Origin of the sequence: Mesorhizobium sp. M1B.F.Ca.ET.045.04.1.1 (assembly GCF_003952465.1) — a bacterium.
GTDB classification, from domain to species: domain Bacteria; phylum Pseudomonadota; class Alphaproteobacteria; order Rhizobiales; family Rhizobiaceae; genus Mesorhizobium; species Mesorhizobium shonense.
This window is the reverse complement of the sequence record NZ_CP034448.1, coordinates 6,774,868-6,788,820: the sequence shown is the minus strand read 5'-3', so window position 1 is coordinate 6,788,820 and position 13,953 is coordinate 6,774,868. Positions and strand designations below refer to the sequence as shown.

At 60.1% G+C, this 13,953-nt stretch carries 11 protein-coding genes; 6 read left to right on the top strand and 5 right to left on the bottom strand.

What is annotated here, in order from left to right:
* Nucleotides 1–27 precede the first annotated feature (27 nt).
* The 3 genes from EJ071_RS33680 to EJ071_RS33665 all read right to left on the bottom strand — a co-directional run bounded on the left by EJ071_RS33680 (nt 28) and on the right by EJ071_RS33665 (nt 4,355).
* Entirely contained in the window at nt 28–2,049 is a 2,022-nt protein-coding gene (locus EJ071_RS33680; RefSeq protein ID WP_126101720.1) for a hypothetical protein, read from the bottom strand.
* A gap of 3 nt (nt 2,050–2,052) precedes the next feature.
* Nucleotides 2,053–2,976 carry a glycosyltransferase gene (locus EJ071_RS33675; RefSeq protein ID WP_245460377.1) on the bottom strand — a complete coding sequence of 308 codons (924 nt, stop codon included), beginning with the start codon at nt 2,974–2,976 and terminating at the stop codon, nt 2,053–2,055.
* Between the two features lie 443 nt (nt 2,977–3,419).
* The gene (locus EJ071_RS33665; protein ID WP_126101717.1) at nt 3,420–4,355 is read right to left on the bottom strand and encodes a hypothetical protein; all 936 of its coding nucleotides are present in this window, start codon (nt 4,353–4,355) and stop codon (nt 3,420–3,422) included.
* A 139-nt stretch (nt 4,356–4,494) separates the two neighbouring features.
* Between EJ071_RS33665 and EJ071_RS33660 the strand changes: the two genes are divergently transcribed.
* Nucleotides 4,495–6,303, top strand: a complete 1,809-nt coding sequence (locus EJ071_RS33660) for an ABC transporter ATP-binding protein (RefSeq protein WP_245460063.1) — start codon at nt 4,495–4,497, stop codon at nt 6,301–6,303.
* A gap of 53 nt (nt 6,304–6,356) precedes the next feature.
* On the opposite strand, the gene EJ071_RS33655 is transcribed toward EJ071_RS33660, so the two are convergent.
* Both EJ071_RS33655 and EJ071_RS33650 read right to left on the bottom strand, forming a co-directional pair.
* Entirely contained in the window at nt 6,357–7,196 is an 840-nt protein-coding gene (locus tag EJ071_RS33655) for a class I SAM-dependent methyltransferase (protein WP_126101716.1), read from the bottom strand.
* Nucleotides 7,193–8,323 (bottom strand): glycosyltransferase family 4 protein, encoded by a 1,131-nt coding sequence (locus EJ071_RS33650; protein ID WP_189521327.1) that lies wholly within the window; start codon nt 8,321–8,323, stop codon nt 7,193–7,195. Before EJ071_RS33650 ends, EJ071_RS33655 begins: the two co-directional genes overlap by 4 nt.
* A 240-nt stretch (nt 8,324–8,563) precedes the next feature.
* Here EJ071_RS33650 and EJ071_RS33645 point away from each other — a divergent pair, with 240 nt between their 5' ends.
* The 5 genes from EJ071_RS33645 (at nt 8,564) to EJ071_RS33630 (ending at nt 13,776) form a co-directional block, all read left to right on the top strand.
* Nucleotides 8,564–9,844: a nucleotide sugar dehydrogenase gene (locus EJ071_RS33645; RefSeq protein WP_126101714.1), complete on the top strand. Its 1,281-nt coding sequence runs from the start codon at nt 8,564–8,566 to the stop codon at nt 9,842–9,844.
* A 33-nt stretch (nt 9,845–9,877) separates the two neighbouring features.
* Nucleotides 9,878–10,897: an NAD-dependent epimerase gene (locus EJ071_RS33640; RefSeq protein WP_126101713.1), complete on the top strand. Its 1,020-nt coding sequence runs from the start codon at nt 9,878–9,880 to the stop codon at nt 10,895–10,897.
* Between the two features lie 34 nt (nt 10,898–10,931).
* Nucleotides 10,932–11,726, top strand: coding sequence for a class I SAM-dependent methyltransferase (locus EJ071_RS33635; protein WP_126101712.1), 795 nt, complete (start codon nt 10,932–10,934; stop codon nt 11,724–11,726).
* Nucleotides 11,727–11,866: 140 nt separating this feature from the next.
* Nucleotides 11,867–12,430 carry a hypothetical protein gene (locus tag EJ071_RS39780; RefSeq protein WP_245460062.1) on the top strand — a complete coding sequence of 188 codons (564 nt, stop codon included), beginning with the start codon at nt 11,867–11,869 and terminating at the stop codon, nt 12,428–12,430.
* Nucleotides 12,427–13,776, top strand: a complete 1,350-nt coding sequence (locus EJ071_RS33630) for an asparagine synthase-related protein (protein WP_245460061.1) — start codon at nt 12,427–12,429, stop codon at nt 13,774–13,776. The genes EJ071_RS39780 and EJ071_RS33630 overlap by 4 nt, the downstream gene beginning before the upstream one ends.
* Nucleotides 13,777–13,953: the final 177 nt, after the last annotated feature.

Here is a 13,953-nt window from a genome sequence, read left to right as displayed (position 1 = left end):
GCGATGGAGACGGGGGCAAGGGTCTCCCTACGAACCCACCCGGTGCGAGCCACGAATCGAAACCACCGTCGCAATCGACCACGCAATGATCGTACCCAGAAGAAGGAAACAGAGTGCGCTGACCGAGAGTGGGACTGCGACCTCATAGGTCCGTCCGTTTTTGCGAGGGTCGCTCGAATCCGTGGCCGAAAACAGCACCGAGTCCCGTCGGCGAAAGGTATACTCGCCTTGCCGGACGGCAGGCCATGCGTGAGCAGACCAGTCGACCCGCTGGAGCGATATCCCGTCTTCGCGCAGATAGGATCCTTGCAAAGGGGGAATGCCGGAAAGGTTGTCGAACTGGAAAAGACCGGGAAATTGCGGCGGCGGAAGCAGTGTCTCGTATCCGCCTCGGGCGGCAAACATGGTCTCGTTCTGCAGCCGTCCGGCAGCAAGCGGCGGTGTGACCAGCAATATCGCGGTGCAGCCGGCGGCAAACGCCGCGACGCCTGCAACTGTTCCCAACGCGAAGCTTCGAGGTTCCCCTTTCCCTGCAGGCGACAACTTCAAAGCGGACGCTCTGCGCTCGGCATGCATGCCGCCGATTCCGAGGGCCACCGGAAGAAAGAGACTCGGCGTCAGCAAAAAGTCATGCGAGGTCAGCATCACTCCCACAACTGCTACGCCAAGGGCAAGATCGTCGGCGTTTCGGCCAAAGCAGAAGGCGAAGCCGACGAGGCCGATCGGAATGAGCCAGCCGAGGTGACCGAAAGCGATCGCGAACAGGACGAAGGTGTTGTGAGGCACCAGGGCTTGCGCCTCTTCAAGCCCGCGGCCGAAAAAGCCGCCTTCTCGATAGGCGATCAGGCCTCGCTCCAGAAAGAGCGCTCTTGCCGAGATAGAATTTCTCTTGCCCTCGTCCGTCAGACGTTCGCCGAGCGCCCGCATCTTGGCGACGTTCGTGGACTGGCTGACCGAGGGCGTGGCGTCGGATGGCGGAGGAGATGGAGCGACAGCGTCCGCAGGCGTGTCGACCTTGGGTGGGGCCGAACCGATCCCGGGTTTTGCTGCGGGCGGGGCGGTGCCCGCGGACGAACTCGCCTCAAGGGTCGGTTGGCTTGCCCCTGCAGGCGATGGCGCGGTTGCGGCGGCAGGCGGGGATTGATCGTGAGATGTATCGACCGCTTCCGATGCCTCATCGAGTGCCTTGCTTACCGACAATACGCCGGCAAAGGAGTCGCCGATAGCGACGCGGAAGTAAGCATTTGTGGCCAGCGCGATGCAGATCGCTCCCAGCAGCGCGAAGGCGACGGCAAGCGCCCGGCCCCAGCCATTGGTATCGACCCGGAAGCGACGTCCACTTCGAAATTGGTGCCAAACGCGAACGACAATGGGCACCGCCACGGTGAAAAAGGCGGCAAGAAAGGTCGAGCGGGAAAGAGTGGCAAGAAGCGCCGCGCTTACAAGAACGAGGAAGCTCGCGCGCCACTTTTGCGAGACGGCGCGGTAGCTCGCTGCCGCCCCGAGCAGCAGTCCCGCCGCGGCCACATTCGGATTGATCGCCAAACCGGCGGCCCGACCAGGAGTATTGGTGAAGCCGTTGGCGAACAAAAGATCGAGGAAGCAGATCACCGCACTGAGCGCTGTAACAGATGCCGACAGCCTCAGCACGGTTGAGGGCGCGGAGGCGAGCATCAGGACAATCGCTGCGCCGCCGAGAAAAAGGCTGACCAGATAGCACTTGGCAACGATCCCGACCGGATGCAGCGCAACCGGGGCGACTGCCATGGCGGCAGCGATCGCAAGCGGGAGAACGGCGCTACGCACGTCCCGGCGCGCCGCAAGAACAGCGATCGAAACAATCAGGACGCCGCCATAAAGTGCATGGAAAACCAGCCTCGCGAACCCGTCCCGTCCCGTAAAGAAAGGCAGAAAGTACGGCATGAACCAGGACTGAAAGACGACGATGGTGAACGCGCAGAGCCCGGCGGAAATATTCGTTAGGATCGCCCGCAGCCGACGCGCTGAATTCAGCGAGCGACTCGAGGGAGTAGGGGCAATCCCGCTCATTCGTCACACCGCGAGATAGAGACGTTCATAAGCGTCGACCATAGCCCCTATGGAGTAGCGCTCCCGCATCGTCCGTTGCCGAAACTCCCGGTCAGCAGCCGGCTCGGGTAATCGGTCGAGAACAGCCAAAAGCCCACGCGCAAGATCGGCAGGATTACGAGGCTCCACCAATACACAACCCGGCATGCCGGAGACAGCCTCCGGATTTCCACCGACATTGGTGGCCACGACTGGAAGACCTGCCGCAAGCTTTTCCATCAAGGCGTTGCAAAAGCCTTCTTCATGGGAAGCGATCACGCCAATATCCATTCCGGCGAGCAAGCCCGGCACATCGCTCTGAATTCCCAATGCATGCACTTTCGAGCCGACGCCGAAGCGCTGTGCCTCCTCCGCCAGGCCCTGTCCGATGCCGCGGTCCTGACCTGCCATGAACAGCCGCAGATTAGGGCGCTTCTCGCTTGCGCGAGCGAATGCCTCGATCAGGTCCTCGTGGCCTTTATACGCAATCAAATTGGCGACTATGACGATCCCAATTTCGTCCGGCTCAAGACCGAGCCGGCGCCGGGTTTGATCCCGGCGGGGGTTGATGTCATCGAAGCGGCCCAGATCGAGACCGTTCGGGATCACCTTTATTTTGTCGATATCATAGCCGTCGCGGGCAGCCGTGTCGGCCGCGACCGCGTGGGAGTTTGCGACCACGATATGGGAAAGCCGATTGGCGATCCGATCCATCGGTTTCGCCCGAGGCCACCGCTCCTGATGATAGCCGAGACCGCGCCGTGACGTGATGACGAGTGGTGCCAGCGCAAACCGTCCCGCCAAGGCGCCCAGGAAATTGGTTAGCGGCAGGAAGGCGTGAACCACGCGGGGCCTGGTCAAAGCGATACGGACAACAAGCGAAGTGACGGCGGCGCCGAGAACCAGCATCGCCTTCACGCTTGGGCGCGTCTTCGGAGCGGTGCCCGATTTGGCACCCCCTTGGTCGACACCGGCAATGCGGGTGACGGATTCGGCCGATGAAGCCCGTATGATATCCGGATTCCCGCATCGTCCAGTGTCTCCGCCAGAACGCCGCCCCGCGAAAGCACAAAGACTTCGACCTTCCAGCCTCGCTTTTTCAGTCCCTTGGCAAGCAGCACAAGCTGGCTCTCCGTGCCACCGAGATCGAGTGTGCCGATAACAAAGAGCACGCCGCGGCGACGCCTTCTTGTGAGTGCGGTCGAAGGCTCGGCAGAGCACTCTTGTGGCACAGCATCAGTCATCCGAACGTCTTCTCGCAGCACCATTCGCCGGCCGCCCGTCCTCGCTGGCCCGCTTGCCATAAGGCGCGGTCCATCTGCAAGCACAGGTCCCCGTTGGACAATGGGATTTCATAAATGGTCACGAGCACGCGAAATTGAGATTGCCGGGTGGCTCTGTGAACCGGACCGCGACGCTAGCCGAGCACGTTCTTCACGCCGCTGAAGGAACGTGCCGCCGGCAGCGAGCAACATCCCCAGGGCAAGAAGCATGAGCGGCGGAACCCATTTCAGGCGTTCGAACTTTGCCTCGTACGCACGGACCTCGTTGAATCCTTCGGTAGTTCCAAGCGGTTGCCAGGACTCACCGTACGCCTTTCTTAGCAGAGGCAGCATCGATCCGAATTGCGCATAGTAGGAATCGATGATCGACGGATCCTGTTGTATTTCCGCAAGAGAGTGCGGGATGAAGACACCGTAGTCGGAATCGAGAATGTTGCCGTTCGACTCAACGACGGTGTGCTCGGGCGCGCTGAAAATAGCCGCTTCAATTCCCTGATCGGCGAGCACGGAATATACAATCTTCGAAACCTGGGAGCAGAACCCATACCCACGATCGAGTGCTTTCCGGGGTGTCACGAATTCATAGTTCTGTAGGTTTTCCTGATATTCAGGCCGAAAACTGAGCATCCAGAGCAAGTAATTGTCGAAAACACCGATCCTTGTGTAGCGCGTGTCGGCCGGTGTCCAGCGGTCACCTTCTGTCCAATAATGCACCATCCCGCCCGCGACAGCCTTTGTCAGGCGATCGAGATAGGCCTGCGTCGGCTCATCCGGGCCGCGATAGAGATCGCCGACATCACCCACCTTCCGCTCGAAACCCAACGGCCCGTCGGTTGCCGCCGCGGGCGGTGCCGGGTAAGCGCTGATCAATCCGAGGGGATAGGCGGAGACAAAAAACAGAAAGGCTGTTCCGGCACCCGCTGAGAACAGGCCGAGCGAACGCGTCAATGCCGCTGTTAGGTTCAGGCGCGGCTTTCGGTCCCGAATCTCGATGGCGTCATTCATGGTTGAAGCGTATCACTTCGCCGCGGTCGCGGCCTCTCGTCCATGACGGAGAACTGTGGACGGAGTACCTTCAGGCTTATGTGATAAAATTGTCAATCTGCGTCAGTTGTCGCTTGTCGTGGCGCGCTGAACGTGTGCATTGGGCGCTTTGAATGCGGACATCGACTTGGCGTTGAGCGGAAATCGAACGTCGGACAACACCCTCGACACACTTCGACGCTTGTGGCGGCAAATGTCGAAGCGCCGACAGCGGCAGTTCTTCGGCCTTTTGGTCCTGATGTTGCTCGGCGCGCTTGCCGAAGCAGCAACGCTTGGTGCTTTGTTGCCGTTTCTTGCTCGCATTGCCAATCCCGAAGCGATTGGTGGCCAATCGTTCCTCGGGCGCCAGCTTGCCGGCTTTCGACTGACCGGCTCTCCCGACAGCCTTCTCGGTTTGACGCTTCTGTTTTCGGTGGTCGCGGTTATAGCCGGAGTTGTGCGCATTTTCCTCTCCTGGGCCACGAATTCTTACGTCTTCTCGCTGGGACATGAATTGGGGGTGAAGGTCTATGACCGCGTGCTCCATCAGCCCTACAGCTACCATGTTTCGCGCAATTCCAGTTCTGTGCTGGCTGCGCTTCGTCAGGTCCAGGCGATTGCCGCAGGCGTGATGCTGCCCCTGCTGCAATCGATCAGCGGCATAATCATCGCTGTGTTCATCGTCGCTGCTCTTTTTGTCCTAAGCTCTTTCATCACCTTCGTTATTTTCGCCGGGTTTGGTGTGGTTTACCTCGCCATGTCGCTTGTCATTCGCAAGCACCTCAAGAGGAACGCGCGCATCATTGCCAGCGTGCAGGCGGAAGGCATTCGTTCTGTACAAGAGGGACTGGGCGGTATCCGCGATGTCATCATCAACGACACCCAACCCTACTTTCTTTCGCGATACAGCGAACTTGACAGCCACCTGCAGCGCGCGAACGCGACGAACGCGTTGGCGGCGAGCGCTCCTCGCTTTGCGATCGAAGCCGCTGGCATGGTGATCATCGCGGCGCTTGCCTATTTCCTGATCACCCGGTCCAACAATGCAGGCCAGGTGCTTCCGATGCTCGGAACGTTCGTTCTTGGAGCACAACGTCTGCTTCCGTCCATGCAGCTTGTATACGGCAACTGGGCGCTCATACTGAGCAATCTTGCCGGCACTGAAGTCGTGCTCCAGGCGCTCGAGGCTCCGCTAGGCCCAGAGTGGAACCAGCCTACCTCCAAGCGCGTCCCATTCCGTCGAGCAATCGTGTTCAAGGATGTTTCTTTCCGCTACGCGTCTGACCAACCGCCGATACTCGAGCGGTTCGATCTCACGATCTCGAAGGGGACCAAGGTCGGGTTCATAGGCAAGACAGGGAGCGGGAAGAGCACGACGGTCGATCTGGCAATGGGTCTGCTGGAGCCGACCAGCGGCGCGATCGAGATCGACGGGCAGAGGCTGGATGGCGCTACGCGGCGTGCCTGGCAAAGACAGATAGCGCATGTGCCGCAAAGCATCTTCCTGGCTGACGCCTCGATCGCCGACAATATTGCCTTCGGCATCGACCCCGCCACGATCGACCGTGAGCGCGTACGCAACGCCGCGCAGCAGGCCGCGTTGGCGGACTTCATAGAAAGCTTGCCGCAAGGCTATGAGACGCGGGTCGGCGAGCGCGGTGTCCGTCTGTCGGCCGGCCAGCGCCAGCGGATCGGCATCGCCCGGGCGTTGTACAAACAGGCGTCCGTGCTTGTCTTCGACGAAGCCACGAGCGCGCTCGACATGGAAACCGAGGCCGCGGTCATGGAAGCGATCCGAGACCTGCCTACCGACCTGACTGTGCTGATCATTGCACATCGCCTCACGACGGTCGAAAATTGCGACGAGATCGTAACACTCGAAAACGGCCGACCGCATATCTGGACGAGAGCCGGCGGGCAGATCGCTTAAAACGCGTCGCGTTGAAATGGACTCAATACCGCTGCGCAGTTGGGTGACGTGCACTAATTCGGATTGGATTGCGGCTTGTTCGGGTTCCGGAAAAGAAACTCCGTGCAGGCCTCGCCCGTAGACATCCTGACGAGCTCGAAATCGAACCTTTCCTTCAGGAAATCGACCACTGCCTGGTCCTCGGCAAACTCCATTGGCCAGCCGCCCAGCCAGTCGCGGACGTCGGTCATGTAGCTCATGCCCCGACCTTTTTTCTTCTCGTAGACCTGCTTCACAAGCGACGCCAGTCGGAGTGGATTGCGGCCGAGTCTGAAACGCCAGATGTACCAATATTCCATCCAGCGCCTCTTGCTCGGACCGGCTGCATTGTATCGTCGCTTGACGTCGAGCCAGAACTGCGCGGAAGGCTTCACGACATTCGACGAATATAGAGCAATGAAGAAGAGGCCGCCGGGCGCTACTCTCTGCGCCGCATTTTCGATTGCCTGCCACATGGCGCCGGTGTGGTGCAGCACGCCCCACGAATATACCAGGCTCCAAGTGCCCAGCTTCTCGAGATAATCGACGTCGAGCACGTCCCCGCGCTCAACCGTCCAGTTCGGCGGCTCGCCGGCCAAATGGCGCAGCTTTCCGGTTGTCCTGACTGAAAGCGGATCAAAGTCGAAGGAATGTATCCGCTCCGCCCTCGCGTCGAAGGCGGCAAGCGAATGCAATCCGCTGCCGCTGCCGATATCGAGAAAATCCATCCCTTCGAGACTCTCTTTGCCGAGGAAGGACAAAAGCTTGTCGCCGGCCACCCTACGGCGCTCGATCGAGTAATGCCTGTCGATGAACGACGCCCAATTGGCTCCGAATTCGTATCGGTTTGACGCTGAATTATCTGCAGATGTCATTCTGCGGCCCGGTACCCCGCTTCGATGATTTCCATCATATGAGCAGTAACTTTCCGAATATCATAGCGTTGTTCGGCGATCGAGCGACTGTTCTTGGCCATGGATTCGGCCTCATACGGGTTGTCGATCAGCCGGATCATGGCCTCAGCCAAGGGGGCTATGGCACCGACGGGCACCAGCAGGCCGTTCACCCCGGGAACGATCGGCGCGCGGCAGCCCGGCGCATCTGTCGTGATCACCGGGCGCCCCATCGCCATCGCCTCCAGAACCGAGCGCGACGTGCCCTCACGATAGGAGGGGAGCACGTAAATACGTGAAACGGCGATCACCCGACGGACGTCTTCGACAGCCCCGTGATAGCGGATCGTTTCATCCGCGACGGCTGCTTCAACCTCCGAAACCGGAAATCCCGCAGGATTGGGATCTGTATCGCCGACCAGGTCGAAACGAGCCTCCGGCCGAACAGCCTTCACCAGTCTCGCCGCGCCCAGATATTCCGCGAGGCCTTTGTCGCGAAGCAGACGCGCGATCATAAGAAATCGCGGCTTCTCCGGTAGAGGCGCCACCTTGAAACGGCCCAGGTCGACCCCCGAACCGTTGACCACATGGGTGGGCGTCCTCCCGAGCAGTCCAAGGCGATGGAAATCATCGCGGTCGTCATCATTCTGGAACGTGGCCGTGGTAGCCACACGCAGGCTGGCCGCGTAAAGAAGCCGAGCAATCGCGTTGACGATCCGCCAGCGCAGCGATTTGTGCCGGTCCGTGAACGCATAGCCGAGGCCGGTGATCAGTGCGTGCCGGCGCGACACTCCCGCAATCAGCGCCGCGGGTATGCCGTAGACGATCGGTTTGATCGCGCAGGCCAGCACGACCTGGGGCTTAAGCTCTCGTATCTTCTTATAAACCCGAACGGCCAAGAGCGCGTCGCCGAACGGCGCAACAGCGGCACGCTCCATTGGCAATGGATGAAAATGGACGCCGTTTTCGGTCAGCCAGCGAACGGTCATTGCATCGACCGGCGCTGCGGCATGAACCTCATATCCGGCAGCGCGCAGCGCGAGCAGAAAATGGCCTCGAGTGGTTGCAAGGGACGTCGGTTCGCTCACGATGACGACGATACGGTTCATGCGTTCAATTCCCGGGCCGGCCGCTTCCGCCATTCACTTTTGCAGTTTTTTGGAGCCCGAAACCCAATCCTGACGCATGTTATCCACAACATCGATCGTCATGAGCAGATGTGAAGGATAGGCATTGGTCGCGGACCGTTTTTGAGTGGAGACATCACCTTCGCAACGGCGCATCGTTGAATTGACCTATCGCCTGCCATACAAACGCCTCGGCCCATGTTTGACGTAGGAAATCCGCGGATGTCGGAACGCATCGCTGTAATCGGCTTGGGATATGTCGGCCTGCCGGTAGCCGTCGCGTTTGGAAAGGTTTTCCCGGGGACGATTGCGTTTGATATCAGCGAATGTCGGATCAATGAACTGCGCGATGGCGTCGACCGCACTGGAGAGGTCGACACGACGGCGCTCAAGGAATCGTCGATCGTGCTTACGGCCGACCGGGAGATGTTGAAAGGCGCGACCGTCTTCATTGTTGCCGTGCCAACCCCTATCGACATCAACCGCGCTCCCGACCTTGCTCCTTTAAAACTGGCATCCGAACTCGTCGGCGGAGCGATAAGCAAGGGCGCCGTCGTCATTTTCGAATCGACGGTCTATCCAGGTGTGACCGAAGATTTCTGCGGGCCGATCATCGAGCGGATTTCCGGCCTGCGGCATCCTCACGACTTCGCGCTTGGCTATTCGCCTGAGCGAGCCAACCCCGGCGATCGTGAACACTCGCTGCAACGGATCGTCAAAGTCGTTTCTGGCGAGAATGCCGAGACATTGGAACGCGTGGCGGGTATCTACGGCCGTATCATCGATGCCGGCGTCTACCGCGCCCAGTCGATCAAGGTGGCCGAGGCGGCGAAGGTCATCGAGAACACCCAGCGCGATCTGAACATCGCACTGATGAATGAACTGGCAATGATCTTCGAGCGACTTGGGATTCGGACCCAGGACGTCCTTGATGCCGCATCGACAAAATGGAACTTTCTTCCCTTCAAGCCGGGTTTCGTGGGTGGCCACTGCATCAGCGTCGATCCGTACTATCTGACCGCCAAGGCGGAGGCTGAGGGGTACCATCCGCAGATCATCCTCGCCGGGCGTCGCATCAATGACGGCATGGGAGCCTTTGTTGCCCAACAGGTCGTCAAGCAACTGATCCGCTCGGACATGCCAGTCAAAGGAGCTTCGATCGGCATCCTCGGCCTGACCTTCAAGGAGGACGTGCCGGATTTGCGCAACAGCCGCGTTTTCGACATGGTCAGGGAGCTAAGACAGTTCGGAATTGTCCCTAAGGTCCACGACCCACTTGCCGATGCCGAAACCGCCCGGCGCGACCATGGCGAAACAATCCTGCCGCTTGAGGAGATGAACGATTTGCAGGCGCTTGTCCTGGCGGTTCCTCACAAGGATTATCTGGAGGGCGAGAAGTTCCGTATTTTTCAGATGATCAGGCCAGGTGGAACGCTGTTCGACATCAAGTCTGCCATCAAGCCGGATGAAATTCCCGACAACATAAAATATTGGAGCCTGTGAGGCTCGGCCTGAAATCAACGCCAAGGATACGCCGTGACATCAAGCAGGCCAATTCTGATCACTGGCGCGGCCGGTTTCATAGGTTTTCACCTCTGCCACAGGTTGCTTGCAGACGGCCGGCACGTTGTCGGCCTCGATTCCATGAACGAGTACTACGACGTGAACCTGAAGCGGGCGCGGCTCGACCGGCTGAACGGGTTCCCAAACTTTCGTTTCGAGCATGTCGATCTCACGGAGCGCGACCGTATTTCGGCGCTGTTTCTGTCAGCCGCTCCGGAAATTGTCGTCAATCTCGCGGCGCAAGCCGGCGTGCGCTATTCGCTGACCAATCCGTACGCTTATGCGGAAAGCAACCTGAACGGCTTCCTCAATATCCTGGAAGGATGCCGCCACGCCTCGGTCGGCCATCTGGTCTATGCCTCGTCGAGCTCGATCTATGGCGGCAGCACGCGCATGCCGTTCTCCGTCCACGATTCGGCCGACCACCCGCTCAGCCTCTATGCCGCCAGCAAGAAGGCAAATGAGCTGATGGCCCACACCTACAGCCATCTGTTCGCGCTGCCGACGACGGGATTGCGTTTCTTCACGGTCTATGGCCCGTGGGGACGGCCGGACATGGCCCTGTTCATCTTCGCCAAGGCCATCCTCGCCGGCGAGCCGATCGACGTGTTCAACTATGGCAACATGCAGCGGGATTTCACTTATATCGACGACATCGTTGAAGGTATTGTCCGCGTTACGCAGCAGCCCGCGACCGCCAACCCCGATTGGAAAAGCGCTACGCCGGATCCGGCGACCAGCAACGCGCCGTTCCGGATCCACAACATCGGTGGCAATTCGCCTGTTCAGCTGAACCGGTTGATCGAGGTGTTGGAGGACGCGCTCGGACGCAAGGCGAACCGCAACCTCATGCCGATCCAGCCCGGCGATGTTCCGGCGACTTTCGCCGATGTCAATTCGCTTGAGGAGGCGACCGGCTTCAGGCCGAAGGTTCCAATCGAGATCGGAGTTCCGCGTTTCGTGAAGTGGTATCGGGAATTCTACCAGGTATGACCGATAGCTTCGGCGGACGACGGGTGAGACGTCCATGAAGGCGCGCTATGATTTCGGCCGCAACTGGTCCGACCTCGCCACGCGCTTCGAGAACGAACATCTGGACCGGGCTTGCGAGGACCTTCGCCGCCTGGTGGGCGATGTGGCAGGCAAGACATTCCTGGACATTGGCTGCGGATCGGGCTTGCATTCGGCGGCGGCGCTTCGGTTGGGGGCGGCGAGGGTCCGGGCGCTGGACTATGACACCGACTGCGTCGAAACGACGAGGGCCGTCCTTTCTCGGTTCGCGCCGGAAGCCGAATGGAGCGTTGAGCGAGCCGATATCCTCGACAACGGGTCGCTTCCATCGGGGACGTTCGACATCGTCTATTCGTGGGGCGTCCTGCACCACACCGGCGACATGTGGGCAGCGATCCGCAATGCGGCCGATCTCGTTGGTCGCGGGGGACGGTTCGGCATCGCGATCTACCTGAAGACGCCTCTTTGCAGGCTGTGGACAGTTGAAAAGAGGCTCTACTCCTCTCATCGGTGTCTAAGACCGCCGGCTAAGGCGCTGTTTGTTTCGGCTTACATGTTGGCGAGGACGCTGCGCCACCGTGACCCGATCGCTTTTGTGAAGAACTACCGCACGCACCGAGGCATGGAGTTCTTGGCGGATGTGGACGACTGGCTCGGTGGGTACCCCTATCAATCCACCTCGGCCGAGGAGCTGGAGACGACAGTCGAAAAACTTGGGTTTCGCACGAAGCGGCGCTTCAATGTAACGCCTGGAATTGGCCTTTTCGGCGCTGGCTGCGGTGAATGGTGTTTCGAGCGAATGGATTTATAGGTACCTGGTTTTCTTCTATCGGATTTCGCGGCATACAGAGGAAGACTGAAGACTCAGCCAACATGGAGCAGTAACGCCAGATGTGCGGTATTGTCGGTATTGTCGGTGGAGTGGCGGCGACAAGCAACGGCGCCTTCGCCATGCGCCGCATGGCGGATCTGATCCGGCATCGCGGACCGGATGGCGACGGCGTCTGGACTGACGCCGAGGCAGGTATCGCTCTCAGCCAGCGCCGGTTGGCAATCATCGACCTGTCGTCGGCTGGCGCGCAGCCGATGATTTCGCACAGCGGTCGCTATGTCATCGTCTTCAATGGGGAAATCTACAATCACGTCGAGATGCGTGCGCTTCTCGATCGGGAATTTGGCGCCCATGCTTGGCGCGGCCACTCCGACACCGAGGTCTTTCTCGCCGCGATCGAAGAGGTGGGCCTGAGGAAGGCACTTGAATCGGCCGTCGGCATGTTCGCTTTCGGCTTGTGGGACCGGCGAGAGAGAACGCTTGTTCTCGGGCGCGATCGCCTCGGGGAGAAACCTCTATATTATGGCCGGATCGGCAAGGCCTTCGTCTTTGCCTCGGAGCCCAAAGCGTTTCATCCGCTTCCGGATTGGCGTCCGGAGATTGACCGGGATGCGCTGGCGTTGTTGATGCGCCACAATTACATCCCCGCCCCTACAGTATCTATCGGGGCATACGAAAATTGAGGCCCGGCCACTTTCTCGTCTTTTCCGATCACATGCGCGAGCCGCGCGCTGAGAGTTATTGGAGCGCCAGGGAGGTCGCGGAGCAAGGCCAGCGTGGACCTTTTCAAGGCAGCCCCGAAGAGGCGGTCGACGAGCTCGAGCGTCATCTTCGCCGTGCGCTCGAAGGGCAGATGACCGCGGACGTGCCGCTCGGGGCTTTCCTCTCGGGTGGCATCGATTCCTCGGCAATCGTGGCGGTCATGCAGTCGATCAGCTCGCGGCCCGTGCAGACGTTCACGATCGGCTTTAGCGAAACGGCCTACAACGAAGCCGATCATGCTCAGCAGGTGGCGCGCCATCTCGGCACCAACCATACCGAACTTTATCTTAGCGAGCGGGACGCGCTCGACGTCGTGCCGCAACTGCCCGGCATCTATTGCGAGCCCTTCTCCGACTCCTCCCAAATCCCGACCTTCCTCGTCAGCAAACTGGCGCGTAGCAGTGTTACCGTGGCGCTGTCGGGCGATGGCGGAGACGAGCTGTTCTCCGGCTACACGCGCTACGCACTCGCCGACGCGTTCTGGAACAAGCTGTCCCGGATCCCGATCGGCCTGCGCCGCGTGTCCGCCAGCCTGGCTACGCTGCCATCTCCTGACCTCTACAACAATGTCGCGAGCGGGGTCATGCCGCTTCTGCCGCAACGCCTGCGCCGCCAGCGTGTGGGCGATAAGATCCACAAGGCCGCGTCTGTTCTTTCGCTACGAAGCGTCAATGACGTTTACCGTCGTCTCTGCTCGCACTGGGAGCCGGCTGAAATCATGCCGGATGCGGTCGAGCCGCCGACCATGATGACGGGGCTGGAAGCACTTCCGGCATCGCCGAGTAACGTCGAGCGGATGATGTACATCGATATGATGAGCTATCTGCCGGACGACATCTTGGTAAAGGTCGATCGCGCGGCAATGGCGGTCAGCCTCGAGACCCGGGTACCGCTGCTCGACCACCGCCTCGTGAGTTTCGCGCTTTCGCTGCCGCTTTCCATTCTGCGAGCCGGCGGCCAGACGAAGTGGCCACTCAAACAGTTGCTCTACCGGCATGTCCCACGAGCGCTTGTCGAACGTCCAAAGATGGGCTTCGGAGTGCCCATCGACGCCTGGCTGCGCGGTGCGCTTCGGGACTGGGCAGAGGCGTTGCTCGACGAGCGCCGGTTGCGGGACGATGGCTTCTTTCAGCCCGACGTGATCCGGCGCGCCTGGTCCGAGCACCTTTCCGGGCACCGCAACAATCAGTACCTTCTTTGGGACGTGCTGATGTTCCAATCCTGGCGGGAAGCACAGCAAGGAGCCACGACGGCTGTCGCTGCTTGAATAGACCTGAGGTCGACGATTTTTCAGTTCGGACAGTCCGCCGTTCCAGCGGACCGCCACAGTATCGCACTATCGGACACTGAGGCCAGCGGCTATATACCGACTTGGCGAAAAGGGGCCAGGCACGGTACGCGGGGATCGCTCGAACGATCTGCTCGCAACCTAGATGGATTGCGA

Bases quoted from the DNA above. Each gene is read 5' to 3' on its own strand.
- EJ071_RS33680 (WP_126101720.1), bottom strand. From the start codon at position 2,049: ATGAGCGGGATTGCCCCTACTCCCTCGAGTCGCTCGCTGAATTCAGCG.
- EJ071_RS33675 (WP_245460377.1), bottom strand. From the start codon at position 2,976: ATGCTGGTTCTCGGCGCCGCCGTCACTTCGCTTGTTGTCCGTATCGCT.
- EJ071_RS33665 (WP_126101717.1), bottom strand. From the start codon at position 4,355: ATGAATGACGCCATCGAGATTCGGGACCGAAAGCCGCGCCTGAACCTA.
- EJ071_RS33655 (WP_126101716.1), bottom strand. From the start codon at position 7,196: ATGACATCTGCAGATAATTCAGCGTCAAACCGATACGAATTCGGAGCC.
- EJ071_RS33650 (WP_189521327.1), bottom strand. From the start codon at position 8,323: ATGAACCGTATCGTCGTCATCGTGAGCGAACCGACGTCCCTTGCAACC.
- EJ071_RS33645 (WP_126101714.1), top strand. From the start codon at position 8,564: ATGTCGGAACGCATCGCTGTAATCGGCTTGGGATATGTCGGCCTGCCG.
- EJ071_RS33635 (WP_126101712.1), top strand. From the start codon at position 10,932: ATGAAGGCGCGCTATGATTTCGGCCGCAACTGGTCCGACCTCGCCACG.
- EJ071_RS39780 (WP_245460062.1), top strand. From the start codon at position 11,867: ATGCGCCGCATGGCGGATCTGATCCGGCATCGCGGACCGGATGGCGAC.